At 69.6% G+C, this 22,697-nt stretch carries 21 protein-coding genes and 1 riboswitch; of the genes, 7 read left to right on the plus strand and 14 right to left on the minus strand.

Features of this window, described 5'->3' with window-relative positions; translation table 11 throughout:
• Window positions 1–64 precede the first annotated feature (64 nt).
• The gene (gene dapB / locus I596_RS08010) at window positions 65–865 is read left to right on the plus strand and encodes a 4-hydroxy-tetrahydrodipicolinate reductase (RefSeq protein ID WP_083965453.1); all 801 of its coding nucleotides are present in this window, start codon (window positions 65–67) and stop codon (window positions 863–865) included.
• 22 nt (window positions 866–887) lie between these two features.
• Here the strand turns inward: dapB and I596_RS08015 are convergent, their stop codons facing one another.
• A complete protein-coding gene (locus I596_RS08015) occupies window positions 888–2,204 on the minus strand; it encodes an NTP/NDP exchange transporter (RefSeq protein WP_067646171.1) in 1,317 nt (438 codons plus the stop codon).
• Window positions 2,205–2,388: 184 nt separating this feature from the next.
• On the minus strand, window positions 2,389–3,309 hold the full coding sequence (locus I596_RS08020) for an aldo/keto reductase (RefSeq protein WP_067646173.1): 921 nt from the start codon (window positions 3,307–3,309) through the stop codon (window positions 2,389–2,391).
• Between the two features lie 162 nt (window positions 3,310–3,471).
• Window positions 3,472–3,607: riboswitch (yybP-ykoY riboswitch) on the plus strand.
• A 47-nt stretch (window positions 3,608–3,654) separates the two neighbouring features.
• Between I596_RS08020 and I596_RS08025 the strand changes: the two genes are divergently transcribed.
• The 4 genes from I596_RS08025 (at window position 3,655) to rlmB (ending at window position 8,203) form a co-directional block, all read left to right on the plus strand.
• The gene (locus I596_RS08025; protein ID WP_067646175.1) at window positions 3,655–4,236 is read left to right on the plus strand and encodes a manganese efflux pump MntP; all 582 of its coding nucleotides are present in this window, start codon (window positions 3,655–3,657) and stop codon (window positions 4,234–4,236) included.
• A 244-nt stretch (window positions 4,237–4,480) separates the two neighbouring features.
• Window positions 4,481–6,775, plus strand: coding sequence for a ribonuclease R (gene rnr, locus I596_RS08030; RefSeq protein WP_083965763.1), 2,295 nt, complete (start codon window positions 4,481–4,483; stop codon window positions 6,773–6,775).
• 28 nt (window positions 6,776–6,803) lie between these two features.
• On the plus strand, window positions 6,804–7,304 hold the full coding sequence (locus tag I596_RS08035; RefSeq protein WP_067646177.1) for a DUF1579 domain-containing protein: 501 nt from the start codon (window positions 6,804–6,806) through the stop codon (window positions 7,302–7,304).
• A gap of 158 nt (window positions 7,305–7,462) precedes the next feature.
• Entirely contained in the window at window positions 7,463–8,203 is a 741-nt protein-coding gene (gene rlmB, locus I596_RS08040; RefSeq protein WP_067646179.1) for a 23S rRNA (guanosine(2251)-2'-O)-methyltransferase RlmB, read from the plus strand.
• 25 nt (window positions 8,204–8,228) lie between these two features.
• Here the strand turns inward: rlmB and I596_RS08045 are convergent, their stop codons facing one another.
• The 12 genes from I596_RS08045 to I596_RS08100 form a co-directional block, all read right to left on the minus strand.
• Complete coding sequence (locus I596_RS08045; RefSeq protein WP_067646181.1) at window positions 8,229–9,317, minus strand: class I SAM-dependent methyltransferase; 1,089 nt, start codon at window positions 9,315–9,317, stop codon at window positions 8,229–8,231.
• An 83-nt stretch (window positions 9,318–9,400) separates the two neighbouring features.
• Window positions 9,401–10,354 carry a cysteine synthase A gene (gene cysK, locus I596_RS08050; RefSeq protein WP_067646183.1) on the minus strand — a complete coding sequence of 318 codons (954 nt, stop codon included), beginning with the start codon at window positions 10,352–10,354 and terminating at the stop codon, window positions 9,401–9,403.
• Between the two features lie 76 nt (window positions 10,355–10,430).
• Window positions 10,431–11,159 carry a phosphate signaling complex protein PhoU gene (gene phoU, locus I596_RS08055; protein WP_067646185.1) on the minus strand — a complete coding sequence of 243 codons (729 nt, stop codon included), beginning with the start codon at window positions 11,157–11,159 and terminating at the stop codon, window positions 10,431–10,433.
• Between the two features lie 10 nt (window positions 11,160–11,169).
• Window positions 11,170–11,913 carry a phosphate ABC transporter ATP-binding protein PstB gene (gene pstB, locus I596_RS08060; protein WP_223303961.1) on the minus strand — a complete coding sequence of 248 codons (744 nt, stop codon included), beginning with the start codon at window positions 11,911–11,913 and terminating at the stop codon, window positions 11,170–11,172.
• A gap of 73 nt (window positions 11,914–11,986) precedes the next feature.
• Window positions 11,987–12,874 (minus strand): phosphate ABC transporter permease PstA, encoded by an 888-nt coding sequence (gene pstA, locus I596_RS08065; protein ID WP_067646189.1) that lies wholly within the window; start codon window positions 12,872–12,874, stop codon window positions 11,987–11,989.
• Complete coding sequence (gene pstC / locus I596_RS08070) at window positions 12,871–13,845, minus strand: phosphate ABC transporter permease subunit PstC (protein ID WP_067646192.1); 975 nt, start codon at window positions 13,843–13,845, stop codon at window positions 12,871–12,873. Before pstC ends, pstA begins: the two co-directional genes overlap by 4 nt.
• A 137-nt stretch (window positions 13,846–13,982) precedes the next feature.
• Window positions 13,983–15,002, minus strand: a complete 1,020-nt coding sequence (gene pstS, locus I596_RS08075) for a phosphate ABC transporter substrate-binding protein PstS (protein WP_067646195.1) — start codon at window positions 15,000–15,002, stop codon at window positions 13,983–13,985.
• Window positions 15,003–15,237: 235 nt separating this feature from the next.
• Window positions 15,238–15,525, minus strand: coding sequence for an FmdB family zinc ribbon protein (locus I596_RS08080; protein WP_067646198.1), 288 nt, complete (start codon window positions 15,523–15,525; stop codon window positions 15,238–15,240).
• A 31-nt stretch (window positions 15,526–15,556) separates the two neighbouring features.
• On the minus strand, window positions 15,557–16,204 hold the full coding sequence (gene rnt, locus I596_RS08085) for a ribonuclease T (RefSeq protein ID WP_067646201.1): 648 nt from the start codon (window positions 16,202–16,204) through the stop codon (window positions 15,557–15,559).
• A gap of 44 nt (window positions 16,205–16,248) precedes the next feature.
• Window positions 16,249–17,016, minus strand: a complete 768-nt coding sequence (locus I596_RS08090) for an HvfC family RiPP maturation protein (protein ID WP_067646203.1) — start codon at window positions 17,014–17,016, stop codon at window positions 16,249–16,251.
• Entirely contained in the window at window positions 17,009–17,872 is an 864-nt protein-coding gene (locus I596_RS08095; protein ID WP_067646206.1) for an HvfB family MNIO-type RiPP peptide maturase, read from the minus strand. Before I596_RS08095 ends, I596_RS08090 begins: the two co-directional genes overlap by 8 nt.
• 7 nt (window positions 17,873–17,879) lie before the next feature.
• Window positions 17,880–18,266 carry an HvfA family oxazolone/thioamide-modified RiPP metallophore gene (locus I596_RS08100; protein WP_067646209.1) on the minus strand — a complete coding sequence of 129 codons (387 nt, stop codon included), beginning with the start codon at window positions 18,264–18,266 and terminating at the stop codon, window positions 17,880–17,882.
• A 323-nt stretch (window positions 18,267–18,589) separates the two neighbouring features.
• On the opposite strand from I596_RS08100, the gene I596_RS08105 reads away from it, so the two are divergent.
• Window positions 18,590–19,717, plus strand: coding sequence for an OprO/OprP family phosphate-selective porin (locus I596_RS08105; protein ID WP_067646212.1), 1,128 nt, complete (start codon window positions 18,590–18,592; stop codon window positions 19,715–19,717).
• 362 nt (window positions 19,718–20,079) lie between these two features.
• Complete coding sequence (gene gyrA / locus I596_RS08110; RefSeq protein WP_067646215.1) at window positions 20,080–22,683, plus strand: DNA gyrase subunit A; 2,604 nt, start codon at window positions 20,080–20,082, stop codon at window positions 22,681–22,683.
• The last annotated feature ends 14 nt before the right edge of the window (window positions 22,684–22,697 follow it).

The following is a 22,697-nucleotide window of genomic DNA, read 5'->3' on the forward strand; positions in this document are numbered from 1 at the left end:
CCGGCGCGCGCCCGGCCCTCGCGGGCTTGCCGGAGCGCCGCCGCGATCGGTTAGCATCGCCGCCATGACCGTTGCCCCCGAACCGATTTCCGTTGCCGTCTTCGGCGCCGCCGGCCGCATGGGCGAAGCGCTGCTGCGGGTGATCCGCGACGCGCCGCGCGCACGCCTGGCCGCTGCCCTGGTCCGCGACGGTTCGCCGCTTGCCGGCCAGCCGGTTCCCGCTCACCTGCTCGCCGGCGGTACCGGTGCCGCCTACGCGGCCGCGCCCTTCGCTCCGGCGCAGGTACTGATCGACTTCGCCGGGCCGCAGGGCTTCGATGCCGCGCTGGCGCTGGCGCTGCGCACCGGCACGGCGCTGGTCAGCGGCTCGACCGGCCTGGACGCGCGCCAGCAGGCAGCGCTCGCGGCGGCGGCCGAACGGATTCCCGTGTTGTGGAGCGCCAATTTCAGCCTCGGCGTCGCGCTGCTGCTGCATCTGGTCCGCCAGGCTGCCGCCGCGCTGCCGGACTGGGACTGCGAGATCGTCGAGGCGCATCATCGCCACAAGCGCGACGCGCCGTCCGGAACCGCGCTGTCGCTCGGCCATGCCGCCGCCGCAGGGCGCGGTGTCGACCTGGACCGGGTAGCGACCACATCCGCGCGTGAGGGCGAGCGCCGCGATGGTGCGATCGGGTTCGCGGTCGTGCGCGGCGGCGACGTCGTCGGTGAGCACACGGTCGCCTTCTACGGCGCCGGCGAGCGCGTGGAACTGGGGCATCGCGCGACCGATCGCGACATCTTCGCGCGTGGCGCGGTGCGGGCCGCGCTCTGGTTGGCGCGCCGGTCGCCCGGCCGCTACGCGCTGCAGGACGTGCTCGGCGGCTGAGGCATCGGCACGCTGCGCCGCGTCAGCGCGGTGCGGCGGTTTCCGCGACCTGCCGCTGCGTTTCCAGGCCCCGATGATGGCGGGCCAGCAGGCCGCCGGTCAGGCCCCAGACCAGCGAGATCACCGCGCCGATCACGGCGGCCAGCGCCGGATGGCTGGCGATCAGGTCGATGAAGGCCTTGACCCAGGCGCTCAGCGCATCGGCACCGCGGTAGACCACGGTGTCGATGAAGTTCTTGGCCTTGTACTTGGCTTCCGGCGATACCGTCGTGAAGAGCATCTCGCGGCCCGGCCGGACCAGGGCGTACTCGCCGGCGCGGCGCACCACCATCACCACGGCGAACACCGCGAATACCGGCGCCACCGCCATCCACAGGAAGCCGAACGCGACCACCACCGGCACCGCGACCAGCAGCACCCCCACGCCCAGGCGCTGGGCGATGCGGCCGGTGAAGAACACCTGCGTCAGGATCGCCAGCGATTGCACGACGATGTCGAGGATGCCGAACACGCGCGTCTGGTCGGCCCGGTCCGGAAAGGCCTCCTTCACCAGGTGTGCCTGCTCGAAGTAGAGGAAGGTGTTGACGCTGGCCAGCAGCAGCACGAACACCGCGATGCCGATCAGGTACGGCGACTTCAGCACGGCCGTGGCGCCGGCGAGCGGGCTGCCGCCGAGCGGCCGCCGGCGCGCGGTCGCCTCCTCGGCCTGCAGCGGGTGCCGGTCGCGCCAGCGCTGCAGCTGCGCGGCGGCCACGATCGCGCCGGCCAGCAGCACGGCCGACAGGCACAGCAGGCCGGCATGGCCGATCACGCCGACCAGCAGCGTACTCAGCACCGGCCCGGCTAGGCCACCCAGGCTCGCGCCGCCCGCCATCATCGCGAACAGGCGCTTGGCCTGCGCGGTGGAGAACAGGTCGGCCAGCACGCTCCAGGCCAGCGAGATCACCAGCAGGTTGAACACCGACAGCCAGACGTAGAAGACGCGCGCGGCCCAGACGTTGTCCGGGTCGAGCCGGAAACCGATCGCGAACGCGACGAGGTTCAGCGTGAAGAAGCCGTAGGTCCAGGGCAGGATCTGCCGCCGCGGCACGCGTGCGGCCAGCCAGCCGAAGAACGGCAGCACCACCAGCGAGCTGACGAAGGTGGCCGTGAACAGCCATTGCAGGTTCTCGATGCCGCCGGCGATACCCATCGTCTCGCGTACCGGCCGCAGCATGAAATAGCTCGCGAACAGCAGGAAGAACACGGCGACCCCGGCGGCGACGCCGCCTGCTTCGCCGTCACGGACATCGAAGAGCCGCGCAAGGAGGCGGGTGGGCGGCGAGGCGTGTGGCGTCATGAGGGGCCTGTCGGAAGGACGATCGCGGACCGGTGCGCGCACGGCGCAGCAGTGTCACGGCGGACGCGATAAGCGCCGCCTCCCGCAGCATCTACCGAAGCCGGATCGCCCGGACAAGGCCGAAAAGGACGAAGCGGGCCTGGTCCGGACGATCTGCGCAGTGACTGCACCGAACGGCGGAGGCTCAGCCGATCAGCGTGATCAGGTCCTCGCGCTGCGCCTGTGTCAGGGTCGGGCCGTCACCCGCCTTGAGGTTGTCGCTCTGGCGGTCGGGCTTGCCGGTCGCCGGGATGACGACGGTGACGGCCGGGTGGCTGAGCGCGAACTTCAGGAACGCCTGCGCCCACGAGCCGATGCCCGCCTCGGCCGCCCAGGCCGGCAGCGGCTTGTCCTTGACGCGGGCGAACAGCTTGCCGTCGTCGAAGGCGCGATTGATCATCACCGCCACGCCCAGCTCCTGCGCCACCGGGAACACGGTCTTCTCGGCGCCGCGCGTGCTGACCGAGTAATTGATCTGCAGGAAATCCGGCCGCGTCGCCTTGACCACCTCGACCAGCGCGTCCTGGCCGCTTTCCAGGTAGTGGGTCAGTCCGCTGTAGCGCACCTTGCCTTCGGCCTTCAGCTGCTTGATCACCTCGAACTGGGTCTTCCAGTCGCCGAGGTTGTGGACCGCGAGCAGGGCCACCTTGTCGGTCTTCAGGCGTCCGAGCGAGGCGGAGAACTGCGCCAGGCCCGCTTCGCGCCCGTTGACGCCGGACAGCTTGGTCGCCAGCCAGGCCTTGCCGGTGAGGCCGAGCTCGGCGAGCAGGTCGCCCATGACGGTCTCGGCCGTGCCGTAGCTCGGCGCGGTGTCGATCACGGTGCCGCCGCCGGCAAAGAAGCGGCGCAGCACCTCGCGCAGCGGGTCGCGCTCGGCCGGCGTCTCGCCGACCTGGAAGCTGCCCGACGTGCCCATGCCGATCACGGGCAGCGCTTCGCCGCTGGAAGGGATCTTGCGCGTCTGCATCGGCGCGGTCGCCGGCTGCGCCCAGGCGAGGCCCGGCGGCAACAGGCCGGCGGCGGCCGCCGCCGCCGATACGGTCAGGAACTGGCGTCGTGTGGTCATGGAGGTTTCCTCGTTCGGACGGGAACCCCGGAGTTTTCGTCGCCGGCGCCGGCCTCGTGTGAAGATTGCGTTCAATGGCCGCGATCGGGCGCGGAAGAACCCTATCCGGCCGCGAAACAATCCGGCGATCCGCCGGCGGGTGCATCCCGGTCGTGGTATGCTCCGCGTCCCTTTGGGGAGTAGCCTGCATCCCGCGGTCCCTGGGATGCGCCCGCATCAACACACTCGGCCTACAGCCGTGGTGCGGGCAGCCGAATCCGGTTGGCGAGACCAACGGCCCGCGAGCGCAACGAAGGTTGGGCGCGTCCGCAGGCCGTTGTCGACGAGCCCGGCCTGGATCTCCCCATGTCCCCGTTTTCGATTCTTCTGCTGGGCTTTGCCATGTCCACCGACGCGTTCGCCGCGGCGGTGGGGAAGGGTGCCGCGATGCGCGATCCGCGGCTGCCCGAAGCGCTGCGCGCCGGCGCGATCTTCGGCACCATCGAGGCGCTCACGCCGCTGGCCGGCTGGGCGCTCGGCATCGCCGCCGCGCCGTTCGTCGAGGCCTGGGACCACTGGATCGCGTTCGTGGTGCTGGCCGCGCTGGGACTGCACATGATCGTGGCCAGCCTCCGCCAGGAGAGCCAGGCCGAGGCGGCGCCGGCCGAAACGGGCAAGCGGCACGGCCTGCTGGCGCTGGCGGCGACCGGGCTGGCCACCAGCATCGATGCCATGGCGGTCGGTGTCGGCCTGGCCTTCATCGACGTCAACATCCTCGTCGTGGCCGCGGTGATCGGGTTGTGCACGCTGACGATGGTGACCGCCGGCATCATGCTCGGACGGGCACTGGGACGGCTGGTCGGCCGGCGCGCCGAGGCGGTCGGCGGCCTGATCCTGATCGCGATCGGCGTGGCGATCCTCCACGAGCACCTCAGCGGCGCCGCCTGACCGGTGCGCCCGCAGTCAGCCGGCGCTTGCTACCGTGGCGCCGGTCGGGATCGGCGGGCCTCGCGACACGGGACCGGCGACGGTTGCAATCCCCCGGGCAGCGGTTCACGCTGACCCCCACCCAAGGAGACACGAGACCTTGCGCAAGAAGACTCCCCCTGCGCGAAACACGACCAAGGCCGGCGCAAAGACCGGCCCGCGCAAGCCGGCGGAGGCCGCCAAGCGCTCCAAGGCACCGCCCTGGATGCCCGAGCCGCCCCCGCGGCCGGCCGGTACGAAACGACCCTCGCCTTCCCGCTCCGGCACGCCGCCGCTGGTCGATCCGCAGGCGGCGCGCGAGGCCAGCCGCTACGCCCGGCCGATCCCGAGCCGCGAGGCGATCCTGCACCTGCTGGCCGAGCGCGGCGAGCTGCTGCGCATCGAGCGCATCGCCGAGGCACTGGAGCTGCACGAGGCGCCGGACCTCGACGCGCTCGGCAAGCGGCTGGCGGCGATGGTCCGCGACGGCCAGCTGCTGCAGAACCGCCGCGGCGGCTACGGCGTCGCGCAGAAGCTGGACCTGATTCCCGGCGTGGTGATCGCCAATGCCGAAGGCTACGGCTTCCTGCGCGCCGACGCGGGCGGCGAGGACCTGTACCTGTCGCCGGCGCAGATGCGCCAGGTCCTGCACGGGGACCGGGTGCTCGGCAGCGTCGTCGGCGTCGACCGGCGCGGGCGCCGCCAGGGCTCGATCGTCGAGGTGCTCGAGCGGCGTTCTTCGCGCCTGGTCGGCCGCATCGTCGAGGAGAACGGCCTGGTGCTGGTCTCGCCCGACGACCGCCGCCTGCACCAGGACATCCTGATTCCACCGGCGGCACGTGCCGGTGCCGGCGCCGGCCAGATCGTCATTGCCGAGATCACCGAGCCGCCGACACCGTACCGCGGCCCGATCGGACGCGTGGTGGCGGTGCTCGGCGAGCGGCTCACGCCGTCGCTGATCGTGGAGATGGCGATCGCCAGCCACGACCTGCCGCACGAATGGCCGCAGGCCGCGCTCGACGAGGCCGCCCGTGTCGAGCCGACCGTCGGCACCGCCGATATCGCCGACCGCGTGGACCTGCGCGACCTGCCGCTGGTCACGATCGACGGCGCCGACGCGAAGGACTTCGACGACGCGGTCTTCGCCCAGCCGACGCGCTCGGGCTTCCGGCTGGTCGTCGCGATCGCCGACGTCTCGCACTACGTCCAGCCCGGCAGCGCGCTCGACGAGGAAGCCTACAAGCGCGCCACCTCGGTGTACTTCCCCGGCTTCGTCGTGCCGATGCTGCCCGAGACGCTGTCCAACGGCATCTGCTCGCTCAACCCGAAGGTGGACCGCCTGTGCATGGTCTGCGACATGCGCATCGACCACGAAGGCGAGGTCACCGGCACGCGCTTCTACCCGGCCGTGATGCGCTCGCATGCGCGCCTGACCTACGACCGCGTCTGGCAGGCGATCGGTGAGCGCAATGCCGACGCCCGCGCCGAGATCGGCGCGTTGATGCCGCAGATCGAGCATCTGCATGGCCTGTACACGGTGCTGGCCAAGGCGCGGCGCCAGCGCGGCGCGATCGACTTCGAGAGCCGTGAAGTGGAGTTCCGCCTGGACCCGCACGGCGAAGTCGTGCAGCTCGACGCGCGCGAGCGCAACGATGCGCACATGCTGATCGAGGAATGCATGATCGCCGCCAACGTCGAGGCGGCGAAGTTCCTGCTGAAGAAGCGCATTCCGGCGCCCTATCGCGTGCACGAGCCGCCGCCCGAGTCCAAGTACGCCGACCTGCTGGAGTTCCTGCGCGAGTTCCGGCTGGGGCTGCCGGCCTACGGCGAGGTGGTGCCGGCCGACTTCTCGGCGCTGCTGCACAGCATCCGCCAGCGCGTGGACGCCAGCCTGATCGAGTCGGTGGTGCTGCGCTCGCAGAGCATGGCCGTCTACCAGCCGCAGAACACCGGGCACTTCGGCCTGGCGCTGCAGGCCTATGCGCATTTCACCTCGCCGATCCGCCGCTATCCGGACCTGCTCGTCCATCGCGCGATCCGTCACGCGCTGGCCGGCGGCAAGGCCGACAGCTATGCCTACAGCGCCGGCGACATGGCCGGCATGGCCACCCACTGCTCGCACAACGAGCGGCGCGCGTCCGAGGCCGAGCGCGACGTCGACGAGCGCTACAAGTGCGCGTGGATGGAGAAGCACGTCGGCAGCGAGTTCGACGGCGTGGTCTCCGGCGTCACCTCGTTCGGCCTGTTCGTCGAGCTGGTCGATTCGAAGATCAACGGCCTGGTCCACATCACCCAGCTGCCGAACGACTACTACCATTTCGATCCGATCCGCCACCTGCTGACCGGTGAGCGGCGCGGCCTGAGGTTCCGCCTCGGCGACAAGGTGCGCGTGCAGGTATTGCGCGCGAGCCTGGAGGACCGCAAGATCGATTTTCGCCTGGTGACCGCCGAACCGCGGACCGCGCAGGACGAGCCGGCAGCAGCGCCGGGCCGGCGCAAGCCGCGCAAGGCGCCGGCCTGAAGGCATTCGTCGACGAGGAGAGCAGGGTATGGGCAGTTCCGCTTTCGAAGCATCGCAGGCGCCGGGCGGACACCATCACGCGCTGGCGCGCCTGGCCGGCGAATGGGTCGGTGTCTCGCGGGTCTGGTTCGAGCCGGGGGCTCCCAGCGACGAGTCGCCGATCCGCGGCTCGATCCGCCCCGCACTCGGCGGCCGCTTCATGATCCACGAGTACGAGAGCGCCCTCGGCGGCAAGCCGCTGCAGGGCATGGTGCTGATCGGCTGGCACATCGACGCCAAGCGCTACGAGATGGCCTGGATCGACAGCTTCCACACCGGCTCGGCGATCCTGTTCTCGACCGGCGCTGGCGACGCCGGACCACTCCCGAACGTGCTCTGCCACTACGGCGGCCACGACGGCACGCCGCCGTGGGGCTGGCGCACCACGATCGAGCAGCCCGACCCCGACACCCTGGTGCTGACCGCCTGGAACATCGAGCCGGACGGCCCGGAGGCCAAGGCCACCGAGATCGTCTACCGGCGCGCGTGAGTGGCGGGGACGTCGTCGCCTGAGCGGTGGCTGGTGAGCCGTGGCGGGGCTTCTCGCTGACGGCCGGGCCACGCGCCGCTCGCCTGGCGGCGCTCGTCTGGCCACAATACGCGCCCTGCCGGGATGTCGATCCCGCGTCCTTGCACAGGTTTCCCCCGATGAGCACCGAACTGCTGAGCGGCATCCACTCCGTCGAAGCCGCCCTCAACTACGACGCCGGCAACATCGTCGAGCTCTACATCGAGACCGGCTCGCAGAATCCGCGCATCCGCGAGCTGTCCGAGCGCGCACGCGAGATGGGCCTGCGGCCGCACGCCCGCGATCGCGCCGCGCTGGACCGCATGACCGGCGGCACGCGCCACCAGGGCATCGCCGCGCGCTACACGGTGCCGCCGCCGCGGCCGGAGTCCGAGCTGCCGCAGCTGATCGAGCAGGCCGGCCGCGAGGCGCTGTTCCTGGTCCTGGACGGTGTCACCGATCCGCACAACCTCGGCGCCTGCCTGCGCAGCGCCGAGGCTGCCGGCGTGACCGCGGTGATCGTTCCCAAGGACAAGGCCGCCGGCATCACCCCGACCGTGCGGCGTGCCTCGGCCGGCGCCGCCGATCGCGTGCCGTTCGTCGCGGCGACCAACCTGGCCCGTACGCTCAAGGTGCTCAAGGACGCCGGCGTCTGGCTGACCGGCCTCGCCGGCGACGGCGACCGCTCCGTCTATGCGATCGACTTCAACGGTCCGGCCGCCCTGGTCATGGGCGGCGAAGGGGAGGGCATGCGCCGCCTGACGCGCGAAGCCTGCGACTTCCTCGCCCACATCCCGATGCGCGGCAGCGTCGAAAGCCTCAATGTCTCGGTGGCGACCGGCGTCGTGCTGTTCGAGGTGCTGCGCCAGCGCAGCGCCTGAAGCCCGCCGGGCAGCCCGGCCGTGTCTAGGCGTGCGCCCGGCCGTCGACCGGGCGCACCGAGGTCTCGGGCGTGATGCCCGGCAGGTGGACCCGCTCCCCGGTATACGGGCGCTTGCGCATCGAGGCGATCAGGTGCGTCGGCTTGATCCGGCCGGCTGCGATCTCTTCGACGTCGCGTCGATGGATGCGATCGATCAAGGCGCGGTCGGTGGCCGAATCCGCGTCGAAGTGCGGGCCGAACGAGCGGTCGATGAACGGGTCGATCAGGTTGCCGTAGGCGAAGAACAGCTCGAAATCGAAGCGCGCGATCAGCAGCGGCAGGATGTCCTGCGCGCGGATACCCTCGAATCCCTCCTTCGAGCAATCCCAGTAGTCGAGCAGTTCCTCGTGCCGGCGCAGCTGGACGTTCCAGCGATACCCCGGCGGCAGCTCGCGCCAGTACTCGTGGATGATGTCCATCGCCTCGGGCCAGCGCATGTGGCCGTTGCGGCCGATCATGTCCGAGACGATGAAGCGGCCGTGCGGCGCCAGCGCCGTATCCACCGCGGTGAACAGGTTCTCCAGGGCCAGCACGTGGTGGAGGCTCTGGTTGGCCATGATCGCGTCGTAGCGCCGGTCCGGCCGCCAGGCGTTGAAGTCGCCCTGGACCGGCAGCACCTGCGCCTCGACGCCGCTCTCGCGCGCCAGCGCGCGGCCGCGCTCGAGCATCGTCGGGTTGATGTCCACGCATTCGAGCGTGAAGCGGTCCAGGCCCTGGTCGACCAGCCGCCGCGCGATGCGGACCTCGGTATCGCAGTTGCCGGCGCCCAGGCTGGCGAAGCGGACGCCGTCCGGATGCTCCTGGAGCGCTTTTTTCAGCTGCTCGAAGAAGAACGCGTCCGGATCGGAAAAGCCGAGCGCTTCCAGTTGCGGCCGCAGCCAGGTGTTGGACCAGTAGTGGAAAATCGGGGGCAGGTCGTGGACCTGCTCCTGGCCCTCGAAGATCGCCTGCTCCTGCGCGACGCGCTGGGCGTAGTCGAGCGCGCGTGCCGGCAGCAGCCGGCGCGCCAGCGAACGCAACCGGTTCGCCCAGTGGCGCAGCGCGAGGGGCCGGCGTGGCGGTGACGTGTGCATCGTGCTCCTTGGATTCGCGCGTCGGCACGCCGGCCGTCGCGGCACTCCTGCATGCGGTGCCGCCGGGACGCGGCCCTGCGCCGCTACAGCGACGCCAGCCATTCCTCGTCGGAACCCTCGTTGACGCCCTCGAACAGGTAGGTGCTGAGATAGCGCTCGCCGGTGTCGGGCAGCACCGCCAGGATGGCGTCGCCCGGACGGGCCTCGCGGGCGATCTCCAGCGCGGCGGCGAACGTGCCGCCTGCAGAGACGCCGCAGAGGATGCCCTCGTCGCGGGCCAGCGCGAGCGCGGTGTCGCGGGCGACGAACTCGTCGACGGCCACCAGGCGATCGACGACCGCGCGGTTCAGCACGGCCGGCACGAAGTCCGGCGTCCAGCCCTGGATACGGTGCGGTTTCCATTCGGCACCGGCCAGCAGCGCCGCCGGCGCGGGTTCCGCGGCGACGATGCGCACCTCCGGCCGCGCCAGGCGGATCATCTCGCCGGCACCGGTCAGCGTGCCGCCGGTGCCCCAGCCGGTGACGAACCAGTCCAGCCGCTGCCCGGCGAAGTCCTGCAGGATCTCCGGCCCGGTGGTGCTGCGGTGCCAGGCCGGGTTGGCCTCGTTCTCGAACTGGCGCGCCAGGAACGCGCCGTGTTTCTCGGCGAACTCGGCCGCGCGGCGCACCATGCCGCTGCCGCGCTCGGCGGCCGGCGTCAGGATCACCTTGGCGCCGTAGGCGCGCATCAGCTTGCGGCGCTCGATCGAGAACGTCTCGACCATGAAGGCGACGAACGGGTAGCCGCGCGCGGCGCAGACCATCGCCAGGGCGATGCCGGTATTGCCCGAGGTCGCCTCGACCACGGTCTGGCCGGGCTTGAGCAGGCCCTTGGCCTCGGCGTCGAGGATGATCGCCAGCGCGAGGCGGTCCTTGACCGAACCGCCGGGATTGAAGGCCTCGCACTTGACGTACATTGCGACGCCCGGCGGGGCCAGGCGGTTGATGCGGACGATCGGCGTGCGGCCGATCGTGTCGAGGATGCTGGCGTGGATCATCGCGCGTCTCCGGGCCGGGGCGGACTGCGTTGCAGCATAGTCCGCGCCGGACCCGGCGGCCAGTCCGCGGGAGGGGTCAGCGCGCGGTCGGGTCCGGGATGACCGTGGACGCGGTGGAGTCGCCCTTGCGGCGGATCTGGCCGATCTGGCTGCCGTGGACCAGGTAGTAGATGTTCTCGGCGATGTTGGTCGCGTGGTCGCCGATGCGCTCGATGTTCTTGGCCATGAACAGCAGGTGCGTGCACGCGGTGATGTTGCGCGGGTCCTCCATCATGTAGGTCAGGAGCTCGCGGAACAGGCCGGTGTACATCTCGTCCAGTTCCTCGTCGCGTGCCCAGGCGAGCAGGGCGGCGTCGGCGTCGCGGTCGCGGTAGGCGTCCAGCACGTCGCGGACCAGCTCGCCGGCCAGCTCGGCCAGGCGCGGCAGGGCGTGCACCGGCTTGACCAGGGCCAGCTGGTTCAGCGCGATCGCGCGCTTGGCGACGTTGGCCGCGTAGTCGCCGATGCGCTCGATGTCGGCGGCGATCCGCAGCGCGGCCATGACCTCGCGCAGGTCGCGTGCCATCGGTGCGCGCGCCACCAGCAGCTGGACGACGTCGTGGCTGACTTCCAGCTCCAACGCGTCGACCGCGCTGTCGCTGTTGATGATGGCGGTGGCGGCTTCGCTGTCGCGCTTGACGACCGCGTCGATCGCGCCTTCCAGCTCGGCCAGCGCCAGGTCACCCATGCGCTGGATCTCCTGCGTCAGGCGCTTGAGTTCCAGGTCGTAGCTTTTGACGATGTGCTCGGAAACGGGTGCGTTCATCGGGGTGTCCTCAGCCGAATCGGCCGGTGATGTAGTCTTCGGTCTGCTGCTTGGCCGGCTTGGTGAAGAGCTTGTCGGTGGCGCCGAACTCGATCAGCTCGCCCAGGTACATGAAGGCCGTGTAGTCCGAGCAGCGCGCGGCCTGCTGCATGTTGTGGGTGACGATCGCGATCGTGTAGTGCTCCTTGAGCTCGGCGACCAGCTGCTCGATCTTGCCGGTGGCGATCGGGTCCAGCGCCGAGGTCGGCTCGTCGAGCAGCAGCACGTCGGGCCGCAGCGCCACCGCGCGTGCGATGCACAGGCGCTGCTGCTGGCCGCCGGACAGGCCCAGCGCGTTCTGCTTGAGCTTGTCCTTGACCTCGGTCCACAGCGCGCCCTGCACGAGCGCTTCTTCCACGCGCACGTCCAGCTCGGCCTTGGAGAGCTTCTCGTAGTGGCGGATCGCGTAGGCGATGTTCTCGTAGATCGACATCGGGAACGGCACCGGCTTCTGGAACACCATGCCGACCTTGCCGCGCAGGCGGTTGAGCCCGTAGGACGGATCGAGGATGTTCTGGCCGTCCAGCAGCACTTCGCCCTTGGCTTCGAGCTTCGGGTAGAGCGCGTAGATGCGGTTGAATATCCGCAGCAGCGTGGACTTGCCGCAACCCGACGGGCCGATCAGCGCGGTCACGCGCTTCTCGGCGATGTCGATGTTGACGCCCTTGAGCGCGTGGAAGCCGTCGTAGTAGAAGTCGAGGTTGCGCGCGCTCATCTTCGGCGCGGCACCGGCCTCGGCTGCGCGGACGGAAGCGCCGACGGTCGGCGTCGATATCGCAAACGGTGCGTCAGTCATGGCTGATCTTGTTCCTGAGGAGAATGGCGCGAGCGAGCAGGCTGAGCAACAGCACGAAGGCGGTCAGCACCAGGGCACCGGCCCAGGCGAGCACCTGCCAGGATTCGTACGGGCTGCCGGCGAACTGGTTCATGACCACCGGTACGCTGGCCATCGGCCGGGTCAGGTCCGTGCTCCAGTACTGGTTGCCGAAGGCGGTGAACAGCAGCGGTGCGGTCTCGCCGCTGATGCGCGCCAGCGCCAGCAGGATGCCGGTGACGATGCCGGCCGACGCGCTGCGGTAGAGCACCTGCATGATGACCTTCCACTGCGGGATGCCCAGCGACAGGGCCGCCTCGCGCATCTGCGAGGGCACCAGCCGCAGCATCTCGTCGGTGGTGCGGACCACCACCGGCAGCACGATGAACGCGAGCGCGATGGAACCGGCGAGTGCCGAGAAGCTGCCGCCCATCTGCGCCACCACGATCGTGTACACGAACAGGCCCAGCACGATCGACGGCGCCGACAGCAGGATGTCGTTGACGAAGCGGATCACCGTGCCGATGCGACGCGCGCCGGCGTACTCGGCCAGCCAGGTGCCGGCGGCGATGCCGAGCGGCGTGCCGATCAGGATCGCCAGCAGGCACATCACCGCGCTGCCGAAGAACGCGTTGAGCAGGCCGCCGGTTTCCATCGGCGGCGGCGTCATCTGCGTGAACAGCGCGAGGTTCACGCCGGCGATGCCACGCGACACCGTGGTCCAGAGGATCCAGAACAGGAAGAACAGGCCGAACAGCGCGGCGGCGCAGGACATCACCAGCGCGAGGGTGTTGGTGAGGCTGCGCCGGCGGTAGAGCCGCTGCGCGACCGGGCTTTCGGCGGTAGGTACGGCGACGTTCATCGGCCACCCTCCTTGCGCGACAGTTGTCGGAGCATCAGCCGGGCGATCGCCAGCACGATGAAGGTCACGATGAACAGCACGAAGCCGAGCAGGAGCAGCGCCGAGCGGTAGCTGTCGGTCGCCTCGGCGAAGTCGTTGGCGATCAGCGCGGCGATCGTCGTGCCCGGTTCGAGCAGCGAGGCCGAGAAGCGCACCGTGTTGCCGACGACGAAGGCGACCGCCATCGTCTCGCCGAGCGCACGCCCGAGGCCGAGGAAGACGCCGCCGATCACCGCCGAGCGGGTGTAGGGCAGGACGATGTCCCAGACCACTTCCCACTTGGTCGATCCCAGCGCATAGGCCGATTCCTTCAGGCGCGTGGGCACCGTCAGGAACACCTCGCGCATGACCGAGGAAATGAACGGGATCACCATGATCGCCAGCACGAAGCCGGCGGTCAGCATGCCGATGCCGAGCGGGGGGCCGCGGAACAGCACCCCGATCACCGGGATCGTGCCGATGTAGTCGTTGAACCAGGGCGTGACGTACTCGGTCATCACCGGGACCAGCACGAACAGGCCCCACATGCCGTAGATGATCGAGGGCACGCCGGCCAGCAGCTCGATGGCCGAGCCGACAGGGCCGCGCAGCCAGTTGGGCGCCACCTCGGTCAGGTACAACGCGATGCCGAAGCTGATCGGCACAGCAATCAGCATCGCGACGATGGCGGTGACCAGGGTGCCGTAGATCGGCACCAGGGCGCCGTAGCGGTTCTCGACCGGGTTCCATTCGGTGGAGAAGAAGAAGCGCCAGCCCTCGGTCGCCAGGACCTCGCGGCCGCCCCACAACATTGACAAGGCGGCGCCGGCGAGGGCGATCAGGACGAAGATCGCCGTCAGGCCCAGCGCGATGCTGAAACCGCGGTCCTGGCGTTCGTCGCGGCGGCTGCGCCGCTCGTCGATCAGGATCGCGTCGGCAGCGATGCTGCTCATGCGTCTACCCATGATTGAAGGCCCCCGCCGCAGCGCGGGCCGGAAATGAGGGAGCGGAGGGCGCCACCGGCGAGGAAGCCGGGACGCCATCCGCCGTCCGGCAGGTCACCCGGGCGAACCCGGGCACCTGTGACGCATTACTTGATCTTGGCGGACCAGTAGGCGGTGACCTGCTCGACCAGCGTGGCCGGCAGCGGCACGTAGTCCAGCGCGGAGGCCTGGGTCTTGCCTTCGCTGTAGGCCCAGGTGAAGAACTCGCGGGCGGCCTTGGCGCGCTCGGCATCCTTCGGCTGGGCGTGCATCAGGATGAAGTTGGTGGCGGTGATCGGCCAGGCGTCCTCGCCCGGGGCATTGGTGATGACCAGGCTGAAGTCCTTGGCGTTCTTCCAGTCGGCGCTGGCAGCCGCGGCGGCGAAGCTCTCGGCACTCGGCTGGACGAACTTGCCCGCTTCGTTCTGCAGTGCCACGTAGGACATCTTGTTCTGCAGCGCGTAGGCCAGTTCCACGTAGCCGACCGCGTTCTTGACCTGCTTGACGTAGGCGGCGACGCCCTCGTTGCCCTTGCCGCCCAGGCCGTACGGCCACTGCACCGAGGTGCCTTCGCCGATCTTTTCCTTGAACGCCGGGCTGATCTTCGAGAGGTAGTTGACGAAGTTGAACGTCGTGCCAGAGCCGTCCGAGCGGTGGACGATCGAGATCGTGCCCGACGGCAGCTTCAGGTCCGGGTTGTGCTTGGCGATCGCCTCGTCGTTCCACTTGGTGATCTTGCCGAGGAAGATGTCGGCCAGGACCGGGCCGGTCAGCTTGAGCTGGCCCGGGCCGATGCCCTCGACGTTGACCACCGGCACTACGCCGCCGATCACCGACGGGAACTGCACCAGACCGGCGTCGGCGAGGTCGGCGGGCTTGAGCGGGGCGTCGGACGAGCCGAAGTCCACCGTGCCGGCCTTGATCTGCGCGATGCCGCCGCTGGAGCCGATCGACTGGTAGTTGATGCGATTGCCGGTGGCGGCGTTGTAGTCGGCCGACCACTTGGACATCAGCGGAAACACGAAAGAAGCACCGGCGCCGGTGACTTCTGCGGCCTGGGTGGTGCCGACGGCGAACACGGTGGCGAGACCGAGTGCAACCGCACGCAGCTTGATCGAGATGGACACGCTGGCGACTCCTTGGGCTGAAAGCAAAAAGGGCAGATCGATGCCGCGCTTTTTAGCCCTGGGAGGTTGCAGAACGATGTGGGAAATATTTCAGTGGCGTTTCAGGGGCGGGCGGACGCCTCGGGCGTGAACGAAAAAGAGCCGCTCGATCAACGCGTTGCGCGGATGTTTCAGCGAAAGGATTTGTTACGATCGGGCCGGCGAGGCGGGTTCAGGAAGGCGTGGCCGGCGTCGTTCAGTCGCCGCTGATGTAGTCCGGTCCCTTGCCGGTGGTCTTCTCGTAGACCCCCTTGCCGGCGCGGCGGTACTGCGTGAAGCCGTGCTTGGCCACGTGGCTCTCGCGCAGCAGGTGGGCGCCGCCGGAGACCACCTGCGGCGCGGACAGCACGCGCGCCACCGCCGTGCCGCAGGACGGGCAGGCGGTCAGGGGCGCGTCGGAAAGCCGCTGCAGCAGCTCGATGCCGGGGCCGCATTCGGCGCAGCCGGGCAGGGAATCGACGGGCAGGTAGCGGTAGATCGGCATGGCAGCAGCATGCGGCCGGCGGCCGGCCGGATCAAGCCGCGCCGTTGTGGCGCGTCCAGGCGTCGTCCATCTGCTTCCAGCGGTTGACGATCCGGCAGAACAGCTCGGCCGTGCGCTCGGTGTCGTAGACCGCCGAGTGCGCCTCGTTGGCGTCCCACTGGAAGCCGGCGCTGACCATCAGCTTGCTGAGCACGGTCTGGCCGTAGGCCAGGCCGCCCAGCGTCACCGTGTCGAAGCAGCTGAACGGATGGAACGGGCTGCGCTTGTGCGCGGTCCGGCGGATCGCCGCATTGAGGAACCCCAGGTCGAAGGCCGCGTTGTGGCCGACCAGGATCGCGCGCTGGCAGTCCGCCTCGCGCAGCGCCTTGCGCACCGGCGTGAAGATGTGGTCCAGCGCCGCGCGTTCTTCCAGCGCGTTGCGGAACGGATGGTCCGGGTCGATGCCGGTGATCTCCAGCGCGCGCGGGTCGATGTTGGCGCCCGGGAACGGCACCACATGGGTGGAGACTGCCGGCTGCGGGTGCACGGTGCCGTCGGCATCCATGCCGATGACCACGCAGGCGATCTCGAGCAGGGCGTCGCGCTCGGCGTCGAAACCGCCGGTCTCGACATCGACGACGACAGGAAGATAGCCCCGGAAGCGCTCGGCGATGCGCCGGGGAGAAGGCGATTGCGGCATCCGTGGAGGATAGCGGATCGCATCCGTCCGGCGATACCGGGGCGTCAGCGCGGCGCGGTACCGAGGATCACGCCGTGGCGTCGCAGGTCCGCCAGTATCGCCAGGCCCGATTCGCGCAGCGCCGGCGCGTCGCGGCCCAGGCGGTCGAGCAGCGCGGCCACGCGGGCGCGTCCCGGTTGTAGCGGCGGGGTCTGCAGGGTTTCCAGCAGCAGCGCGGTCAGTGCGTCGATCTCCAGGAAGCGCACGTCACCGGCCGCGTCACGCACCAGCACGATCAGGGTCGGCTGCGCCGGCACCTCGGCCGGCACCGCGCCCGGGCCGATCCGGTGCACCGGGTAGCGGTAGGCCAGCAGGCGCACCAGCGGCGAGAGCACCGGCACGCCGTCGACGACGTCGCCGTCCCGATCGTGCGGCACATCGGCGAGCGTCGCCTCGTCCAGTGCCAGCGCCAGCTCGCTCCATTCGTAGTGCGCCAGCTCGGCCAGGAACGGCGGGTCGTCCGTGCCCGCGCGCGCGCGCGCCTCCAGGAAGCGCACGAACTCGCGGCCGATCTCCGGGAACAGCGGCGTGTGGCTGCGGTGGTCGCGCAGGAACGCCCGCACGCGCGCGTGCCAAGCCGCCTCCGCGTGCAGGCTGCGGATAACCGGGAAGTTGCCGGCCAGCAGGCTTTCGAGGTTGTTGAAGACCAGTTCGTGGTAGACCGCCATGCGCCGCGGTGCGACGTCCGCCGGCGCGGCGTGCCGGTCCGGGTCGCGCAGGTGCGCGCAGAACGCGCGTTGCGCGTTGTCCAGCGATCCGGCCGTGTCAGCCATGGGCCAGGCCGCTCGGTGCTGCATCCGGAACCGCGGCCCGCTGCAATGCGCGTACCGTCTCCACCTCGGCGACCAGGTGTTCCAGCGGCGGGAAGTTGAAGTCGCGCTCGACCAGGGTCGGCCGCGGCCCGAAGCGCGCATAGGCCTGTGCCAGCAGCCGCCACACCGGATCGCAGACCGGCATGCCGTGCGTGTCGATCAGCAGGGCGTCCGGTTCCACCCGGTGGCCGGCCACGTGGATCCAGGCGATCCGCTCGCCGGGCAGGGCGGCTAGGAATGCCTCGGCGTCGTAGCCGTGGTTGGTGGCGTTGACATAGATGTTGTTGACGTCGAGCAAGAGGTCGCAGTCCGCCTCGGCCAGCACGGCGTTGACGAAGTCGATCTCCGACAGGCGCGCGCCGGGCGCCGCATAGTACGAGGCGTTCTCCACCGCGATGCGCCGGCCGAGGATGTCCTGCGCGGTGCGGATGCGCGCCGCCGTGTGGCGAACGGCCTCGTCGGTGAACGGGATCGGCAGCAGGTCGTACAGGTGGCCTTCGTCGCTGCAGTAGGCCAGGTGCTCGCTATAGGCGGCGATGCCGTGCTGGTCCATGAAGCGGCGGATGCGCGCCAGCAGCGTCTGGTCCAGCGGCGCGGGACCGCCCAGCGACAGCGACAGGCCATGGCAAGCGAAGCGGTGGCGTTCGGTGAAGCCGCGCAACGTGGCGCCGAGGCGCCCGCCCACGCCGATCCAGTTCTCCGGGGCGATCTCGAAGAAATCGATCGCCGCCGTCGCTTCGGGATGGTCCTGCAGCGGGCCGGTCAGCGCCCGCCGCAGGCCCAGGCCGGCACCGTCGATCGGTGCGTGCCGGCTCATCGGGCGATCAGCCCTTGCCGCCGCACTTGCCCTCGCCGCACTTGCCTTCCATGCCCTTCTTGGCGGCCATGGCCGCGTCGAACTCCGCCTTGCTGATGCTGCCGTCGCTGTTGGCGTCGAGCTTGGCGAAATGGTCGGCCTTGTCCGGCTTGGCCGCGGTCCACTCCGCCTGCGAGATGGCGCCGTTGCCGTCGGTGTCGAGCTTGTCGAAACCGCACTTGCCTTCGCCGCACTTGCCTTCCTTCGCCTTGTCGTCGTGGGCCGCCACCAGGTAGCCGGTGCCGAGGTCCTTGGCCTTGAAGCCGTCGCTGGCCAGGGCGAGCTGGGCGAGCGAAAGCGAACCGAGCAGGGCGCCGCCGATGACGGCGGCCGGTTTCACGAAGTTCTTCGACATGGGTGCTCTCCTTCAATGGGTGGGCAGATCTGCGGATGGGCCGCCCGAAGACGCAAACGTGCCGGGTGCGCGCGAGCGGCCGCTGAACATACTGAGGCCCAGATGAAGCGGACCGCAATACGACGTGCTGCATCGCAGCGGTCCGGCCGGGGGCTGATTGCCGCGCCCTGTAACGAGCTTGTCATCAATCATCCATGTGCCTGTCATCGACCGCGCCCATCCTGCCGCCCGTCGCAGCGTTAACGATTCGTGAGGGCTTACGCCCGGATTCTGCGATCGCTGCCTTCCGTTCCTTCAATCCGCCCTCGGGAGCCCAAGAGCCCATGCGTCCGCACCTGCTTGCCGCCGCTATCGCCACCGTCCTTTCCACTTTTGCCCTTTCCGCCAAGGCGGACGTCACGCTGGACGAGATCTTCGGCCACAAGATTTCGCTCGAAGGCCTGATCCAGTCCGACTACACCCAGTACGACGACGACATCACCACGCTGGAAGACGACGGCGAGCTGCGCCGCGCCGAGATCGTGCTCAAGGGCAAGGCGACCAACTGGGAGTGGGTGGTCGGCTACGACGCCAGCACCCGTAACGACAAGTTCCTCGACGTCAACGCCAAGTTCAAGCTCGGCAGCAAGCTGAGCTGGACCGTGGGCCAGTTCAAGCAGCCCAACAGCATGGAAGAGCTGTCGAGCACCAAGAACAACGACTTCGTCGCCAAGGCGATGGTCACCAGCACCTACTCGCCGGGTCGCCGCGTCGGCACCTCGCTGGTGTGGACCGATACGCTGTGGACCCTGACCGGTAGCGTGTTCGGCGACGAGATCACCACCGGCGGCGGCGAAGGCAACGGCTTCGGCGGCCGCTTCACGTTCGCGCCGATCAACACCGACGGCAACGTCCTGCACTTCGGTCTGTCGGGCATCACCTACGACACGCACAACGACGAAGCGCGCGTGCGCGCCCGTCCCGGCATGGACATGAGCACCACGCCGCGCCTGATCGACTCGGGCACGCTGCGTGACGCCGACGACGTCACCACCTACGGCCTGGAAGGCGGCTGGGTGGCCGGCCCGTTCAAGATCAACGCCGAGTACTTCGAGTCGACGATCGCCCGCCACGCCCACTCGGACTACACCACCGACGGCTGGTACGCCTCGGGCCTGTGGAACCTCACCGGCGAGACCTGGGGCTACCGCAACGGCGTGTTCACGACCAACAAGGCCGGCCACGGCGGCTACCTGGGCATGTGGCAGCTCGGCCTGCGCGCCGAAGAGCTGAACCTCAAGGACGGCGGCGTCAACGGCGGCAAGGAGACCAACTACACGCTGGGTCTGAACTGGTATTTCCGCCAGAACTTCAAGTTCATGCTGAACTACGTCAAGACCGACATCGACCGTCCGAACGGCACCACCGAGAAGCCGAGCGCGCTGGAACTGCGCGGCCAGCTGTACTGGTAAGCCTCGCGAACGCCGCGGTGGTCGCCGCGGCGTCGCTTCCGAAGCCGGGCCGATACGTCGGTCCGGCTTCCTTCGTTTCGGCGATGGCCCCGGTCTGGCCCGGCCGGCGGACTCCTGCACGCACGCACCGGCCCTCTGGCGCCATCGCCGCCGCCTGCCGCCGTACCCCGGCGTAGGTCTGGGCGCGGCCGCGGGGTTTCGCGCCCTGCCGCAACACGCCTAAGTGGTTCCCGCGACGCGGGTTTCCGGGCGGCCGGCATGGCCGTTGTGTTACAATGCGCGGTCGGATTCGCACCGTGTGCGCATCCGCCCGATGCCCCGTTCGGGGCCTTTGGCACACACACTCCAGGAAGACCCGCTCGATGGCTGATACGGCCAAAGAAATCATTCGCGTCAATATCGAGGACGAGGTCCGGCAGAGCTATCTCGACTACGCAATGAGCGTCATCGTCGGGCGCGCGCTCCCCGACGTCCGCGACGGCCTCAAGCCGGTCCACCGGCGCGTGCTGTTCGCGATGCAGGAACTCAACAACGTCTGGAACCGCCCGTACATCAAGTGCGCCCGCGTCGTCGGTGACGTCATCGGTAAGTACCACCCGCACGGCGACCAGTCCGTCTACGACGCCCTGGTGCGCATGGCGCAGGACTTCTCCATGCGCTACCCGCTGGTGGACGGGCAGGGCAACTTCGGCTCGGTCGACGGCGACAACGCCGCGGCGATGCGCTACACCGAATGCCGCCTGGACCGCCTCACCTCCGAGCTGCTGGCCGACCTCGACAAGGAAACCGTCGACTTCCAGCCCAACTACGACGAGAAGGACCTCGAGCCCACGGTACTGCCCACGCGCGTGCCGACCCTGCTGGTCAACGGCTCGGCCGGCATCGCCGTCGGCATGGCCACCAACGTGCCGCCGCACAACCTCGGCGAGATCGTCACCGCCTGCATCGCGGTCATCGACGACCCGGACCTCGGCTTCGAGGACCTGCTGCGCCTGGTGCCCGGCCCGGACTTCCCGACCGCCGGCATCATCAATGGTTCGGCCGGCATCGTGGAGGCCTACCGCACCGGCCGCGGCCGCATCCTGGTGCGCGCCTACGCCGAGATCGAGACCGACGACAACGGCCGCGAGACGATCATCGTCACCGAGCTGCCGTACCAGGTGAACAAGCGCCGCCTGATCGAGGCGATCGCCGAGCTGCACAAGGAAAAGAAGATCGAGGGCATCGCCTCGGACGGCCTGCGCGACGAATCCGACAAGGACGGCATGCGCATCGTCATCGAGGTGCGCAAGGACACGATGGCCGATGTCCTGCTCAACAACCTCTACCAGCAGACCCAGCTGCAGGTCACCTTCGGCATCAACATGGTGGCCCTGGTGGACGGCCAGCCGCGCACGCTGGGCCTGCGCGAGATCCTGGACGCCTTCATCCGCCACCGCCGCGAGGTGGTCACCCGCCGCACGATCTTCGAGCTGCGCAAGGCGCGCGACCGGGCCCACATCCTGGAAGGCCTGACCGTCGCGCTGGCCAACATCGACGAGATGATCGAGCTGATCAAGACCTCGCCATCCAGCGACGAGGCCAAGGAGCGCATGCTGGCCCGCCGCTGGGAGCCGGGCCTGGTGCGCGCGCTGCTCGACGCCGCCGGCGCCGACGCCTCCAAGCCGGAGAACCTCGCGCCCGGCGTGGGCCTGTCCGAGCGCGGCTACCAGCTCTCGGAGATCCAGGCCCAGCAGATCCTGGAGATGCGCCTGGCCCGCCTGACCGGCCTGGAGCAGGAGAAGCTCACCGACGAGTACAAGGACCTGCTGCGCACGATCGCCGGCCTGATCGAGATCCTGGAAGACCCCGCGCGCCTGCTGGCGGTGATCCGCGAGGAACTGATCGCGATCCGCGACCAGTACGGCGATGCCCGCCGCACCGTGATCCAGGCCAGCCAGGACGACATCGACATCCTCGACCTGATCGAGCCGGAGGACGTGGTCGTCACGCTCTCGCACGCCGGCTACGCCAAGCGCCAGCCGGTCAGCACCTACCGCGCGCAGCGGCGCGGCGGCAAGGGGCGCTCGGCCTCCGCGCTCAAGGACGAGGATTTCGTCGAGCGGCTGTGGATCGCCAACACGCACGACACGCTGCTGGCCTTCACCAGCACCGGCCGCGTCTACTGGCTGAAGGTCTACCAGATGCCCGACGCCGGCCCCAATGCGCGCGGCAAGCCGATCGTCAACCTGCTGCCGCTGGGCCCCGACGAGAAGGTGCAGGCGATCCAGGCCGTGCGCGAGTACGACGAGAACCGCTACGTGTTCTTCGCCACCGCCAACGGCACCGTGAAGAAGACGCCGCTGACCGAGTTCGCCTACCAGCTGCAGCGCGGCAAGATCGCGATCGGCCTGGACGAGGGCGATGCCCTGGTCGACGTGCAGATCACCGACGGCCAGCGCGACATCCTGCTGTTCGCCTCCAACGGCAAGGCCGTGCGCTTCGACGAAGGCTCGGTCCGCTCGATGGGCCGTACCGCCGGCGGCGTGCGCGGCATGCGCCTGGCCGACGGCGAGCGCGTGGTCAGCCTGATCGTGGCCGACGGCGATGGCGACATCCTGACCGCCACCGAGCGCGGCTACGGCAAGCGCACCGAGCTGGCCGAGTACCCGAAGAAGGGCCGCGGCACGCAGGGTGTCATCGCGATCCAGTGCTCCGAGCGCAACGGCTCCCTCGTCGGTGCCGCCCAGCTCGACGACACCAGCGAGCTGATGCTGATCTCCAACCTCGGCACCCTGGTGCGCACGCGCGCCGCCGAGATCGCGCGCGTGGGCCGCAATACACAGGGCGTCACGCTGATCCGGCTGCCGGAGAACGAGAACCTGATCGGCGTGGTCGCACTCGATCCGCTCGACGAGGACGCCGAAGCCGAGGCCGCGGCGGATACCGCCGAGGGCGACACCCCGCCCGCCGCACCGGCCGAGTGACGGACCGGCCGATC

Source organism: Dokdonella koreensis DS-123 (assembly GCF_001632775.1).
In the GTDB taxonomy this organism is placed as follows: domain Bacteria; phylum Pseudomonadota; class Gammaproteobacteria; order Xanthomonadales; family Rhodanobacteraceae; genus Dokdonella; species Dokdonella koreensis.